This is a genomic window from Plantactinospora alkalitolerans, from assembly GCF_015690345.1.
GTDB classification, from domain to species: Bacteria; Actinomycetota; Actinomycetes; order Mycobacteriales; family Micromonosporaceae; genus Plantactinospora; species Plantactinospora alkalitolerans.
In genome coordinates this window covers 1-13,408 of sequence record NZ_JADPUN010000169.1, presented here as the reverse complement: position 1 = coordinate 13,408, position 13,408 = coordinate 1, and the positions used below count along the sequence as shown (strand labels likewise).

General features: G+C 72.0%; 11 protein-coding genes. 8 read left to right on the top strand and 3 right to left on the bottom strand.

Annotation, left to right across the window (positions count from 1 at the left end; all coding sequences use genetic code 11):
* Positions 1 to 7 precede the first annotated feature (7 nt).
* Positions 8 to 646 (top strand): hemerythrin domain-containing protein, encoded by a 639-nt coding sequence (locus I0C86_RS17765; RefSeq protein ID WP_196202359.1) that lies wholly within the window; start codon positions 8 to 10, stop codon positions 644 to 646.
* Positions 647 to 664: 18 nt separating this feature from the next.
* On the opposite strand, the gene I0C86_RS17760 is transcribed toward I0C86_RS17765, so the two are convergent.
* Together I0C86_RS17760 and I0C86_RS17755 are read right to left on the bottom strand one after the other, a co-directional pair.
* A complete protein-coding gene (locus tag I0C86_RS17760; RefSeq protein WP_196202358.1) occupies positions 665 to 1,333 on the bottom strand; it encodes a response regulator in 669 nt (222 codons plus the stop codon).
* A complete protein-coding gene (locus I0C86_RS17755; protein WP_323373703.1) occupies positions 1,312 to 2,649 on the bottom strand; it encodes a sensor histidine kinase in 1,338 nt (445 codons plus the stop codon). The genes I0C86_RS17760 and I0C86_RS17755 overlap by 22 nt, the downstream gene beginning before the upstream one ends.
* A 291-nt stretch (positions 2,650 to 2,940) precedes the next feature.
* Here I0C86_RS17755 and I0C86_RS17750 point away from each other — a divergent pair, with 291 nt between their 5' ends.
* Positions 2,941 to 3,858: an ABC transporter ATP-binding protein gene (locus I0C86_RS17750; RefSeq protein ID WP_230394331.1), complete on the top strand. Its 918-nt coding sequence runs from the start codon at positions 2,941 to 2,943 to the stop codon at positions 3,856 to 3,858.
* Positions 3,855 to 5,579 (top strand): ABC transporter permease, encoded by a 1,725-nt coding sequence (locus I0C86_RS17745; protein WP_196202355.1) that lies wholly within the window; start codon positions 3,855 to 3,857, stop codon positions 5,577 to 5,579. The genes I0C86_RS17750 and I0C86_RS17745 overlap by 4 nt, the downstream gene beginning before the upstream one ends.
* 90 nt (positions 5,580 to 5,669) lie before the next feature.
* Here the strand turns inward: I0C86_RS17745 and alaS are convergent, their stop codons facing one another.
* On the bottom strand, positions 5,670 to 8,336 hold the full coding sequence (gene alaS, locus I0C86_RS17740; protein WP_196202354.1) for an alanine--tRNA ligase: 2,667 nt from the start codon (positions 8,334 to 8,336) through the stop codon (positions 5,670 to 5,672).
* 411 nt (positions 8,337 to 8,747) lie between these two features.
* Between alaS and I0C86_RS17735 the strand changes: the two genes are divergently transcribed.
* The 5 genes from I0C86_RS17735 to I0C86_RS17715 all read left to right on the top strand — a co-directional run.
* Entirely contained in the window at positions 8,748 to 9,164 is a 417-nt protein-coding gene (locus I0C86_RS17735; protein WP_196202353.1) for a hypothetical protein, read from the top strand.
* A 77-nt stretch (positions 9,165 to 9,241) separates the two neighbouring features.
* A complete protein-coding gene (locus tag I0C86_RS17730) occupies positions 9,242 to 10,024 on the top strand; it encodes a Clp protease N-terminal domain-containing protein (protein ID WP_196202352.1) in 783 nt (260 codons plus the stop codon).
* Between the two features lie 138 nt (positions 10,025 to 10,162).
* On the top strand, positions 10,163 to 11,164 hold the full coding sequence (locus tag I0C86_RS17725) for an asparaginase (RefSeq protein ID WP_196202351.1): 1,002 nt from the start codon (positions 10,163 to 10,165) through the stop codon (positions 11,162 to 11,164).
* Between the two features lie 117 nt (positions 11,165 to 11,281).
* Positions 11,282 to 12,355, top strand: coding sequence for a LacI family DNA-binding transcriptional regulator (locus I0C86_RS17720; RefSeq protein WP_196202350.1), 1,074 nt, complete (start codon positions 11,282 to 11,284; stop codon positions 12,353 to 12,355).
* A gap of 181 nt (positions 12,356 to 12,536) precedes the next feature.
* A partial coding sequence (locus I0C86_RS17715) for an extracellular catalytic domain type 1 short-chain-length polyhydroxyalkanoate depolymerase (RefSeq protein WP_196202349.1) occupies positions 12,537 to 13,408 on the top strand: 872 nt, incomplete at its 3' end.

The following is a 13,408-nucleotide window of genomic DNA, read 5'->3' as shown; positions in this document are numbered from 1 at the left end:
GTAGGCCATGACCACCGAGAACGACTGGCTGACCCGGCGTACCGGCATCGTGCCGAGCGCCGCGCCGACCGAGCGGCTCAGCCCGAAGAGTGTGCTGAACGAGGAGACCCGGCCGATCGCGGCCGAGCCGCCCCCGGAGGTCACCTTCACCCGGCACGGCCTGTACGCCGGCCGCCACCTCGTCGACGTACACGACCACTACCGGGCGGAACTGGCCCAGATGCGCGACATCCTCCAGCAGGTGAAGGAGGGTACGGCGCGGCTCGGCGACGCGCGCAGCCAGATCAACGTGATGACGATCCGGGCCAACGACTGGACCCTCGGCGGGGTCTGCCAGGCGCAGTGTCGCTCCGTGACGAACCACCACACCATGGAGAGCGAGGGGATCTTTCCCCACCTGCGCCGCAGCCAGCGCGACCTGTCGGCCGTACTGGACCGGCTGCACGAGGAGCATCTGGCCATCCACGAGGTGCTGGAGGGGATCGACGACGCGCTGGTGCACCTCGCCCGCAACCCCACCGACTACGGCCCGATCACCGAGGCGATCGACCTGCTCACCGACACCCTGCTGTCGCACTTCGCCTACGAGGAACAGCAGCTCATCGGCCCACTGTCCCGGCACGGCTTCTACCCCGGCCAGATCTGACCCGCTACCTCCGGCGGCTCACCGCTGCCCGGTGAGGTACGCCAGCACCGCCAGGACCCGGCGGTTGGTGTCCTCGGTCGGCGGCAGGTCGAGCTTGGCGAGGATGTTGCCGACGTGCTTGCCCACCGCCGCCTCGGAGACGACCAGCACCCGGGCGATGGCGGCGTTCGAGCGACCCTCGGCGACCAGCGCCAGCACCTCGCGCTCCCGGGCGGAGAGCCGGGCCAGTGGATCCCGCTGCCGGCGGAGCAGCCGGCGTACCACCTCGGGGTCGACGACGGTGCCGCCGTCCACGACCTGGCGCAGCGCGTCGACGAACTCCGGCACGTCGACCACCCGGTCCTTCAACAGGTAGCCCACCCGGCGGCCACCGCCTGTGTCGAGCAGGTCGGCGGCGTAGCTCTGCTCGACGTACTGGCTCAGTGCGACCACGGCCAGCCCCGGATGGGCACGGCGCAGTTCCACGGCGGCCCGCAGCCCCTCGTCGGTGAAGTCCGGTGGCATCCGGATGTCGGTCAGCACCAGGTCCGGTGCGTGTGCGGCGACGGCCGTAGCGAGGGCTTCGGCGTTCCCGACGGCGGCCACGACCTCGAAGCCGAACCGGCCGAGCAGGCCGACGAGTCCCTCGCGGAGCAGCACACCGTCCTCGGCGAGGACCACCCGGATCACGGGTCGTTGCGGCTGCACGGCAGCTCCACACGTAGCAGGGTCGGCCCGCCGGGCGGGCTGGACAGCAACATTCTGCCGTCGATCACCGCGACCCGGTCCGCCAGCCCGGTCAACCCGGTGCCCAGCCCCGGATCGGCCCCGCCCCGCCCGTCGTCGCGGACCTCCAGGGTCAGCAGATCGTTCCGCTGGCGCAGCCAGACCCGCGCGGCGGTGCCGCCGCTGTGCTTGGCGATGTTGGTCAGCGCCTCGGCGACGACGAAGTACGCGGTCGCCTCCACCGCGTTCGGCAGCCGTCCGGGCAGTTCGGCGTCGACGGTCACCGGAACCGCCGACTGGTCGGCCAGGTCGCGTACCGCCGCCGGCAGGCCGCGGTCGGTGAGCACCTTCGGATGGATGTTCCGGATCAGTTCCCGCAACTCCATCATGAACACCTTTGCCTGCTCGTGGGCGTCCGCCACCGCCGCCGCCCCGGGAGAGCCGGCGGGGATCTCCACCCGGGCCAGCCCGAGTTGCAGGGTGAGGCTGACCAGCCGTTGCTGGGCCCCGTCGTGCAGGTCGCGCTCGATCCGGCGGCGCTCGGCCTCGAACGCGTCCACCAACCGCGCCCGGGACCGGGACACCTCGACCAGTTCGGTACGCAGCCGCACGTGCGTACCGCCGGCCAGCAGTGCCCGGGCCAGCAGGCCGTGCGCGCCGGCCAGCAGCGCCATCGGGTACGGCACGACGACCAGCAACGCCAGCCCGAGCAGCGCGTACGGCAGCGCCTGCCCGACGGTGTCGACCTCGGCGATGCCGATGGAGATCGTGCCCTCGCCGCTCCCCACCAGCAGCGGACTGGCGACGAGCACCCCGATCAGGAGCAGCAGCGCCAGCATGGCGCAGGAGAGCAGCAGTGCCACCGTCGCCATCAGGGCGGCGTAGCCGAGCGCCAACCAGGTGGCCGGCTCGGTGTAGCGGGTCCGGAACCAGGACCACGGGTCCGGGGCGGACGGCGTGCGGTGCCCGGAGGTGACCGGGCGGGAGTCGACGAGCCGTAGCCGGACCCGTTCCAGCCCGCCCAGCGGCACCGCGACCAGCGGCCCGAACCCGGCGAGCAGAACCGCCCCGAGCACCAGCAGAAACGCCAGCACGCCGAGCGGCAGGCGGGCCAGTTCGGTGCCCCGACTCAGCAGGAACAGCCACGGCATGGCCAGCAGCCCGAGCGTCGCCGCGCAGGCGAGCGCTACCGGCGGGGTGGTCAGCAGGTGCGCCAGGGCCCGCCAGGGCCAGCCGGTCAGCAGAAACCGGCCTCGGGTGACCGATTCCAGCAGCGTACGAGGGTTCCGCCGGGACACGACCACCACGCTAACCGGCGGGCTGGGTGCGGCCCATCCGGCTGGGGATAGTCCGGAGGTATGCCCAGCCCCACCCCGGATCCGGTGGCTGCGCCCCGTGCCCCGGGGACGGTCCGAATGGTCTGCTCGTCCGGCCGGACCGAGACCCGGAGCCGGTCCGGTCCGGGGCCGGTCCGGGGCCGAGCCGAGCCGAGCCGAGCCTGGTTCCGGAACCGAGCCGGAACCGAGCCCGGGATCGAGCCGAGCCTGGTTTCGGAACCGAGCCGGAACCGAGCCCGGGATCGAGCAGGAATGGGGGAGCGGGACGTGTTCGAACTGCGCGACATCGTGAAGATCTATCGGGGTGGCCATCGGGCGGTCGACGGGGTGACGCTGCGACTCGACGCCGGAATACTGGGTCTGCTGGGACCGAACGGGGCGGGCAAGTCGTCACTGATGCGGATCGCCGCCACCGTGACCCGACCGAGCAGCGGGCAGGTCACGTTCGACGGCGTCGACGTGCTGGCCCGGCCGGACCTGCTGCGCCGATGTCTCGGCTACCTGCCGCAGGACTTCGGGGTCTATCCGAACCTGACCGCCCGGGAGTTCCTGGGCTACCTCGCCGCGGCCAAGGGACTGCCGGCCCGGACCGGCCGGGCCCGGATCGACGAGTTGCTGGAGCTGGTCAACCTGACCGGGGCCGGAAAGCGGCCGCTGGGGAAGTACTCCGGCGGGATGCTGCGCCGGGTCGGCATCGCCCAGACCCTGCTGGCCGACCCACGGGTGCTGGTGGTCGACGAGCCCACCGCCGGGCTGGACCCCGAGGAGCGGGTCCGGTTCCGTAACCTGCTCGGCGAGCTGGCGGCCGACCGGGTGGTCGTACTCTCCACGCACATCGTCTCGGACGTCGAGTCGGTGGCCGCCGACATCGCCATCGTCGCCCAGGGCCGGATCCGCCGCCGGGGTACTCCGGAGGAACTGCTCCGGGCGAGCGCGGGGCGGGTGTGGGAGGTCCTGGTCGACCCCGCCGAGGCCACCCGGATCCAGGCACGGCACGTGGTCAGCGCGATGGTGCGGACGCCGTCCGGCGTACGGGTCCGGGTGCTGTCGCCGGATCCACCCGGTCCGGCGGCCACCCCGGTTCCACCCGATCTGGAGGACGCCTATCTCGACGCCATCCACCAGCCGGGTCAGTCGAACCACGGCGCGCCGTGGACGGCGTCCCGATGACGGTACGCGGGCCGCTCGCCGTCGCCGTGGCCGACTTCCGCGAGCGGGTGCGTCGACCGGCGTACGTGGTGGTGCTGGCCACCGCCGTCGGACTGGGCTATCTGGCGGTGCCGGAGGTCGACAGCCGCTGGGTGGTAGTGAACGCCGCCGACTACCGGGGCGTGTACAACAGCGCCTACGTCGGCACGGTGACCGCGCTGGCCGGGGCACTCTGGCTGACGTTCGCCGGTTTCTACGTCGTACGCGGCGCCGTCGTCCGGGACGAGCGCACGGGTGTGGGGCAGCTCCTCGCCGCGACCCCGCTGCGCAGCTCCGGCTACCTGTTCGGCAAGTTCCTCAGCAATCTGCTGGTGCTGGGCTCGATGGCGGGGGTGCTCGCGGCGACCGGCCTGGTGATGCAACTGGCCCGGGGCGAGGACCGTGCGGTGGACCCGGTCGCGTTGCTGATGCCGTTCGGCCTGCTCACCGTTCCCGTGCTGGCGTTCGCCGCCGCGATGGCGGTGCTGTTCGACTCGGTACGCCCGCTGCGCGGCGGGTTCGGCAACATCGTCTGGTTCTTCCTCGCCATGGTCGGGATGGTCGTCGGGCAGGAGCCCGATGCCCCGTTGAATGGATTCGGCACCCAGTGGGTGGCCCGGTCACTGCGGGAGAGCGTCGCCGCCGAGCAGATCAAGCCGGTCGACGGCGAGTTCAGCCTGGGGTTGATGTACCTCGACCATCCGCTTCGGACATTCGAGTGGTCCGGTGCCGACGCCGACCTCGGGTTCGTCGCGCAGCGGCTGCTGCTGATCCTGGTCGCGGCCGGGATAGCGGTGCTGCCGGTGCTCTGGTTCGGCCGGTTCGACCCGGCGCGGACCCGTACCCGTCGGCATCCGGAGCCCACCGCCGGACTGCCCCAGCCGCCGCCCGGGATGGCGCCGCCGCGCGGCATGCCGTTGACGGGGACGCCGTTGACGGGGACGCCGCCGTTCGGCATGCCGTTGACGGGGATGCCGCTGGTGGGGGCGCCGGGGACGGTGGTGGTCGACGCACCCCGGACGCCGAGGGGCGGGACGGTGCCGTCCTGGTTGGCCTCCCACCAGGGCCCGGCCCACGGTCGCGGACTCCGTGCCGTGGACGGGTTCGGTCGACTGGTCGCCGGGGAGGTGCGGGTGCTGCGCCGGTCCGGTTCGCGCTGGTGGTGGCTCGGCACCGGACTGCTCGGCATCGCCGGGGCCGTGGCGCCGATCGCGGCCGTACCGGCGGTCATCCTGCCGCTGGCCTGGATCTGGCCGGTCCTGCTCTGGTCCCGGCTGGGCACCCAACGCCACGAGTACGGGGTGGACGCGCTGCTCGGCGCCTGTTCCGGAGTCCGGCGGCGGATGCTGGCGGAATGGGTCGCCGGACTGGCCATCGCCGGGCTGACCGGGTTCGTGCCGATGCTGCGGATGCTGCTCGACCAGGACGCCGCCGGGCTGGCGGCCTGGGGCGCCGGACTGCTCTTCGTGCCGTCGCTGGCGCTGGCGTCCGGGGTGCTGAGCCGTACCCACCGGCTCTTCCAGGTCGGCTACCTCGCACTCTGGTACCCGGTGCTGAACGGCATCGCCGCGCTCGACTTCATGGGCGCGGTACGCGTCGACGCTCGTCCGGCCGGGCCCGCACCACTGGTGGTGGGCACGCTCGCACTCGCCCTGCTCGGTACCGCCCTCCTCGTCACCACCCTCCGCCACGCCCGCCGCTGAGTCCGCGTCGCCGACCGCCGACCGCTGCCCGCTGATCACGTGAAGTCCGGCCTGCCCGGACCGGCCGGACCTCACGTGATCACGAGAGCGTCAGGTCTGGGTGAGCCGTTCGGCGGCCGCTGCCTCGGCCCGGGTCAGTGCCTCGCCGATCCGGTGCGTCTGGCGGCCACCCGCGCTGGCCAGGTTGCCGGTGCCGCCGGCCCCGCCGCCGATCAGCCGAGCCGCCTCGACGAGTACGTCTCGGGCCTGGCCGCGCCGGCCCGGCAACGCGGTACTGAACCCGGCGGTGAGCTGCGCCTTTCCGTCGTCCACGACCGCGAGTACGACGATCGTCGGCTCGTCGTCCGGGCACCGCGCCAGGATGTCGAGCACGACCGACCGCAGTTCGGAGCCGGTGAGGTCGTCGCGGAGCGCGCTGACCAGCCAGCCGTTGCCGACCGCCCGACGCTGCCCGAGCAGCGATCCGGCGATCGCGTCGAGTTCGTGCCGGCGGTGTCGGCGCAGCGCCTCCTCCGCCTCGGCGAGCGCGCCGAGCCGCTTGGCCAGGGTCGGAAGCAGGTCGTCCGGTCGGGCACCGACGAGCTTGCCGACCTCGGCGAGCAGCCGCCGCTCGGTGTCGGCGTACCGCAGCGCGTCCCGGCCGGTCAGCGCCTCGATCCGGCGCAGTCCGGCGCCGACGGAGGACTCGCCGACGATCCGGACCGGCCCGGCCTGGGTGCCGTGCCCGACGTGGGTGCCGCCGCACAGCTCCCGGGAGGCGTCGCCGATGTCGATGATCCGGACCTGCTCGCCGTACCGGTCGCCGAAGAAGGCGGTCGCGCCCGCCGCCTCGGCCTCGGCCCGGCTCGCGTGCCAGACCCGTACCTCGGGATCGTCCAGCAGGTAATCGTTGACCAGGGTGCCGATGGTGTCGAGTGCGGCCGGTTCGACCGGGGAGAAGTGGGCGAAGTCGAACCGCAGTCGTCCGGGTGCGACGAGGGAGCCCTGCTGCCGGGCGTGGTCGCCCAGCACCCGCCGCAGCATGGCGTGCAGCACGTGGGTGGCCGAGTGGGACCGGGCGACGGCCGCCCGCCAATCGCCGTCGACGCAGGCCTCGACCCGCAGGCCGGGCCGGACCTCGCCGTGCCGTACCAGACCGTCGTGTACGTGGAATCCGTCGACGCCGTGCCGGGTGTCGGTGATCTCCACGACCGTTCCGTCGGCCGCCCGTACGCTTCCGTGGTCGCCCACCTGCCCGCCCGACTCGGCGTAGAACGGGCTGCGGCCGAGCACCAGTTCGATCCGGTCACCGGCGCCTGCCGTCTCCACCGGTCGGCCGTCCCGCAGTACGGCGAGAAGTTCGGTTTCGACGACGGTGTCGGTGTAGCCGACGAAGTCGGTACGCCCGTGCCGGGTCAGCAGTTGCCGGTAGGTGTCCAGGCGTCGCTCCTGCGTCGCGCTCCGGCCCCGGCCGCCGCTCCTGGCCCGGCGGCGCTGCTCGTCCAGCAGCACCGCGTACCGCTCCTCGTCGACGGTGAGTCCGGCCGCCTGCGCGGCCTCGATGGTGAGGTCGATCGGGAAGCCGTAGGTGTCGTGCAGTTCGAACGCGGTCTCGCCGGACAGGCGGGTCGTGTCGGTGCCCCGGAGCCGGCCGATCGCCGCGCCGAGCAGGCGCCCGCCCTGGCGCAGGGTACTGGTGAAGCTCTCCTCCTCGTGCTGGCTGACTGCCTCGATGAGCGCGCGTCCGGCGACGAGTTCGGGCCAGGTGCCGCCGAGGTTCTCCACGACGCTGCCGGTGACCGCCGCCAGGACCGGCGTCTCGATGCCGAGGGTGTGCGCGTGCTGGACGGCGCGGCGGAGAAGCCGGCGCAGTACGTAGCCCCGTCCCTCGTTGCCCGGCAGTACGCCGTCGGCGAGGAGGAACGCGGAGGACCGGGCGTGCTCGGTGACGACCTGGAAGGAGACCGATTCCGGGCTGCCGTCGTGGCCGGGGAACGGTCGTCCGGCGAGTTCCTGGACGACGTCGAGGGTGGGTGCGAGCAGGTCGGTCTCGCAGATCGTGTCGACGTCCTGGAGGATCGCGGCGAGCCGGTCGAGGCCGAGCCCGGTGTCGATGTTGCGGCTGGGCAGGTCGCCGAGGATCGGGAAGTCCTCCTTGCCGTCGCCCTCGCCCCGCAGGTGCTGCATGAACACCAGGTTCCAGAGTTCGATGTACCGCTCGTCGTTCACCGCCGGCCCGCCCTCGGGGCCGAACTTCGGACCACGGTCGTAGCAGAGTTCGGAGGATGGTCCGGATGGTCCGGGTACGCCCATCGACCAGTAGTTGTCTCTCATTCCGAGCCGTTGGATCCGGGACTGGCGGACGCCGATGCGGCGCCAGAGGCGTTCCGACTCGTCGTCGTCGGAGAACACCGTGATCCAGAGTCGGTCGGGGTCGAGCGGGTAGTGCCGGGTGAACAGCTCCCAGGCGTACGCGATGGTGTCGGCCTTGAAGTAGTCGCCGAACGAGAAGTTGCCGAGCATCTCGAAGAACGTGGCGTGCCGGGTGGTCCGGCCGACATTGTCGATATCGGAGGTACGGACGCACTTCTGCACGCTGGTCAGGCGCGGCTGCGGTGGCTGGCTCTCGCCGAGGTAGTACGGCTTGAACTGGTTCATTCCGGCGATGGTGAGCAGCAGCCCGGGGTCGTCGGGGATCAGCGGACTCGACGGGACCCGGGTATGGCCGTGGTCGGTGTAGTAGTCGAGGAAGGTCCGGCGGATGTCGGAGGATCGCATGGCACTGGCCTTGTCGTGCGGGGTGGCGAACGCGCACCGGAACCCGTACGGCCGAATGGTCGTGCCGGGTCCTCGCGGTGTCCGTCCGGAGCTCGTTCGCGCGAAGACGGATGGGCGGGCCGAAATGGCGTACGCCGAGCCGGGCCGAGGGGGTCAGGCGAGGACGCTGTCCTCGTTCCCCAGCTCGGCGTGGATAGCTCGCCGCCCTACCGTGGCCATTCGCCCACTCCGGATCGTCTTGACCGTCCTGGTGGCCCGCGTCGCCTCGCTGGCGCCGCTCGGCCTGGTCCGGTCCGTAAAACGATCTTAGCGCACGGCCGGGCCGCGTGCCGGAGGCAATTCGCCGGGCGCGGCCGGGAGCTTGTCATGCCTACCTTGACGCGGTCTTTTGTCAAGGCTACCCTGACAGCTATGGATCAAGTAGTGGAAACCGCACTAGCGGTGGATGTGGCCGGAGCCGTCACGGCGTCCGTCAACGCCGCCGTCAACGAGGCGAGCCGGCAGGCTGACCTGCTGATCGGTGGGCGCCCCGTGCCGGGAGGTCCACAGTGGCTGGCGGAGCAGGGCGGTGATGCCGGCCACCGGCGCGAGGTGGCGGCGCAGTTGCTGCACTTCCGGATCATCCTGACCGCCGGAGTCGACCCGCTGCCCAGCGTCGTCGGCCTGCGGCGCTGGGGAGTGACCTGGGAACTGATCGCGCGGGCGGCGGGAGTGAGCCGTCAGGCCGCGCACGAGCGCTGGGGCAGGCGGGTGCTGGAGGTCCTCGACGGGTACGGGACCGGGGAGCTGGGTGGTCCGGTGGCCGACGACGAAACGGATCTGCACTGATCGGAGATGGGGGTACTCAATAACCCCAAGGGGGGTATAGTGAGGGCACTCCTGGCCGGACGAGTGGAGGGGCCGTGATGCCGAAGATCAACGTCTACCTGCCCGACGAACTGGCCGAGGCGGTGCGGGCCTCGGGCGTACCGGTCTCGGCGGTCTGCCAACGCGCGCTGGAGCAGGCCGTACGGCGGGTCAGCGCCATCCGGGAAACCGGCCTCGGCGATCTCGACGATTCCGACCTGGCCACCCGGCTGCCGCACTTCACCCCGCGGGCCCGGGCGGCGGTCAAACTCGGCATCGAGCGGTCCCGGGTGGACGGGTCGGCGGGCGTCGGCACGGCCCACCTGCTCGACGGCGTGCTGGCCGAGGGCGGCAACCTGGCCCTGCACGTGCTCCGGGTCGAGGAGATCGAGCCCGAGCGGCTGGCCAGCGACCTCGCCGGTCAGCCGACGGCCGAAGCCGGCGCCCCCGCCGACAGCACGTCCCGGCACTTCAGCAGTCCGGCGGCCAACGCGCTCGAACTCGCGGTCACCGAGGCGACCGCGTTCGGCCACAACTACGTCGGCTGTGAGCACCTGCTGCTGGGGCTGATCGCCGAGCCCGACGGGGTCGCCGGGCAGCTGCTCAGGTCTCGGGGAGCCGAACTCCGACTCACCCGACGGGCGGTCGCGGCGGCGCTGGCCGGCTACGTCCACCTGCGGGCCCAGGCCCAGTCCCCGCCGCAGCCCGCGCAGGCGGGCGCCGCCACGACGCCGACGGAACTCGCGACCATGCTGGCCGCCGCCGTCGCCCGGGAGGTCCAGCCGATCGTCGCGCGGATCGAGCGGCTGGAGGAACGAGCCGGCGTCACCGGCGAGGACTGATCGGCCGTGGACGCGCCCGAGGTCGTGCGGTCCGCCGTCGTGGCGACGATGACGTTCGTGCTGCTGGTGGTGCTGCCGTTGCTGACCGACATGCCGTAGTCGGTCGGTTCCCGTCCGAGATCGGAGCAGGAGTCAGAAATGGTCAGCCGTGTGTTGCTGCTCGCGGCCAAGGACACCATCGCCTATTCGACCCGGCCGGGTCGGGAGGCGGTGGCGTCCGGCGCGGAGCTGCTCGACACCCTTCCCCGGGATCTGCTCGCCGCCGAGGTGGTGGTCGAGGACGTACTGGCCGAGCCGAGCTGGGACGTGACGGCGGCGACGATGCTGGGCCTGGGCCGACGCGTCCGGGCGGCGGGAACCGACGACGGATACGACGGCGTGGTGATCAGCTATGGCACCGACACCCTGGCGGAGACGGCCTTCCTCGTCGACCTGATGGCTGGCCCCGCCGCGCCCCGGGCCGCGATCGTCCTGACCGGTGCGGTGCGCCACCGGGACGAGCTCTCCGCCGACGGCCCCCGCAACCTGGCCTCCGCCATCGCCGCCGCCGCCGATCCGGCGCTGGCCGGAGCCGGCGCCGTGGTCTGTGTGGACGACGAACTGCACGCCGCGCGCTGGGTCAGCATGGTCGACGCCACCACCGTACGGGCCTTCTCGTCGGCACCGTACGGCGTACTCGGGCGGGTCGTCGGCAGCCGGGTCGAGATGCTTGGTACCCCGCCGCCCCGGCCGCCGGAGGCGCGTGGTGAACCGGAGTCCGACGTCGCCCTGATAAAGACCTACCCGGGCATCGACCCGGTCCTGCTCACCACCGTCGTCGACGCCGGTGCCCGGGGCGTCGTACTGGAGGGCACGGGGCTGGGCAACATCCCGGTCGACCTCTTCGTGACGATCGGCGACCTGACCGCGGCGGACATCCCGGTGGTGGTCGCCTCCCGGTGCCGGACCCGTCCGGTCGGGTTGTCGGAACTGCCGGCCCCGGCCGGGCTGGCCGCGAAGATCGGCGCGATCGGGGCCCGGGGGCTGGCCCCGGAGAAGGCGCGGGTCGCGCTGATGGTGGCCCTCGGTGATGACGGCGGTGTGGCAGCGGCGCGCGAATGGTTCGACCAGCTCGCCCTTCCCGGCAGCGGCGGCGGCTGAACCGTCGTCGGTGCGCCGCGCCGGATCCTGAACCGTCGTCGGTGCGCCGCGCCGGATCCTGACCCGTGCGCCGGTTTCGGTCGGTATCGTCCTCGATGTTTCGCGTAGGCTGCGGCGATGACCGGCATCGATTCGCAGCCCACCCGTGGCAGTGGTCGTGGCAGGGTGCTCACGGTTGCGAAGATCGCCCGACTGGCGGGGGTGTCCGCACCGACGGTCTCCCGGGTCATCAACGGGCAGACCGGGGTGGCCCTGGAGACCCGCAAGAGGGTCGAGGCGATTCTCCGGGAGCACGAGTACCGCCGGCCGGCGGCGTCCAGTTCGGTCGCCATCCTGGAACTGGTCTTCCACGCCCTGGAGAGCCTGTGGGCGTTGGAGATCATCCGAGGTGTGGAGAAGGTGGCCCGGGAGCATGACCTGGCCGTCGTACTGACCGAGATGCAGGGTCGGCTGACGCCGGGCCGGGCCTGGACCGAGCAGGTGTTGACCCGGCGCCCGACCGGGGTGATCGCGGTCTTCTCCGAGCTGACCGTCGCGCAGCAGTCGCAACTCGCGACGCGGTCGATCCCGCTGGTCGTGGTCGATCCGACCGGTGAGCCGCTGCACCAGACCCCGTCGGTCGGGGCGACGAACTGGAACGGCGGGCTCGCCGCCACCCGGCACCTGCTCGACCTCGGCCACCGGCGGATCGCCATGCTGACGGGCCCGCTGCAATGGCCGTGCTGCCGGGCCCGGCTGGACGGTTACCGGGCGGCGATGGACGCCGCGGGCGTACCCGTGGATCCGGAACTGGTCCGGATCAGCCGGCTGTACGTCGAGGGCGGCCTGGCCGACGGCCGGGAGTTGCTCGACCTGCCCGACCCGCCCACGGCGATCTTCACGACCAACGACCTCCAGGCGTTCGGCGTCTACGAGGCGGCCCGACAGGCGGGGGTCCGGATACCGGACGCGCTGAGCGTGGTCGGCTTCGACGATCTCTCCTTCACCCGCTGGTCGGGCCCGCCGATGACCACCGTGCGGCAGCCGCTGGAGCAGATGGGGGCGACCGCCGCACGGATGATCATCGATCTCGCCGACGGTCAGCCGCTGGAGCAGCACCGGATCGAGCTGGCCACCGACCTCGTCGTACGCGAGAGCACCGCTCCGCCGCGCCCGCCCGGCCGGGTCCCGGCCCCGCTATCCGCACCCTGAGCAGCGAGGACCCCGATTCGGGGAAGTGGTTGTCGCGGGTCAGGCCGGACTGTCACTAAATCAGGCATCGTCGATGTATTGCGCCTAGAAATATTTCCATTGATACTTCGGAATGTTTCGGTCTCCGGTGTGCCCGACCGCTGTCGTCGCCGGGGGACCGGTGGACTGGAAGGGGATCCGGATGAGACGGCTCGTACAAGTGCTCGGCGCGGCGGGGGTCGCGGCGGCCCTGGCCCTGTTGGGTCTCACGGTGGCCACGCCCGCCTCGGCGGCGACGCTCACCGAGGTGACCAACTTCGGCACCAACCCCAGCAATCTCCGGATGCACCTCTACGTGCCGGACCGGGTCGCGGCGCGGCCCGCGATCCTGGTCGCGGTGCACTACTGCACCGGCACCGGCCCGGCGTTCTACTCCGGCACCCAGTTCGCCTCGCTGGCGGACCGGTACGGGTACATCGTCATCTATCCCTCGGCGACCCGCAGCGGCCAGTGCTTCGACGTCTACTCCCAGCAGGCGCTGCGCCGCGACGGTGGCAGCGACCCGGTGTCGATCGTGTCGATGGTCCGCTACGTCCAGCAGCGGTACAACGCCGACCCGGCGCGGGTATTCGCCACCGGCTCCTCCTCCGGCGCCATGATGACGAACGTCCTGCTCGGCAACTACCCCGACGTGTTCGCCGCCGGTGCCGCCTTCGCGGGAGTGCCGCACAGTTGCTTCGCCACCACCGGTGGGTCCACCTGGAACAGTGAATGCGCGAACGGCCAGGTGATCCGGACCGCCCAGCAGTGGGGCGACCTGGTCCGGAACGCCTACCCCGGTTACACGGGCCCCCGGCCCCGGATGCAGTTGTGGCACGGCACGAACGACGAGACCCTGCGCTATCCGAACTTCGGCGAGGAGATCAAGCAGTGGACGAACGTCCACGGGCTGAGCCAGACGCCGACCTCCACCGACACGCCCCAGTCCGGCTACACCCGTACCCGCTACGGCGGCAGCGGCGGCACCGCGCCGGTCGAGGCGATCAGCCTGCAGGGCGTCTCGCACAACCTGCC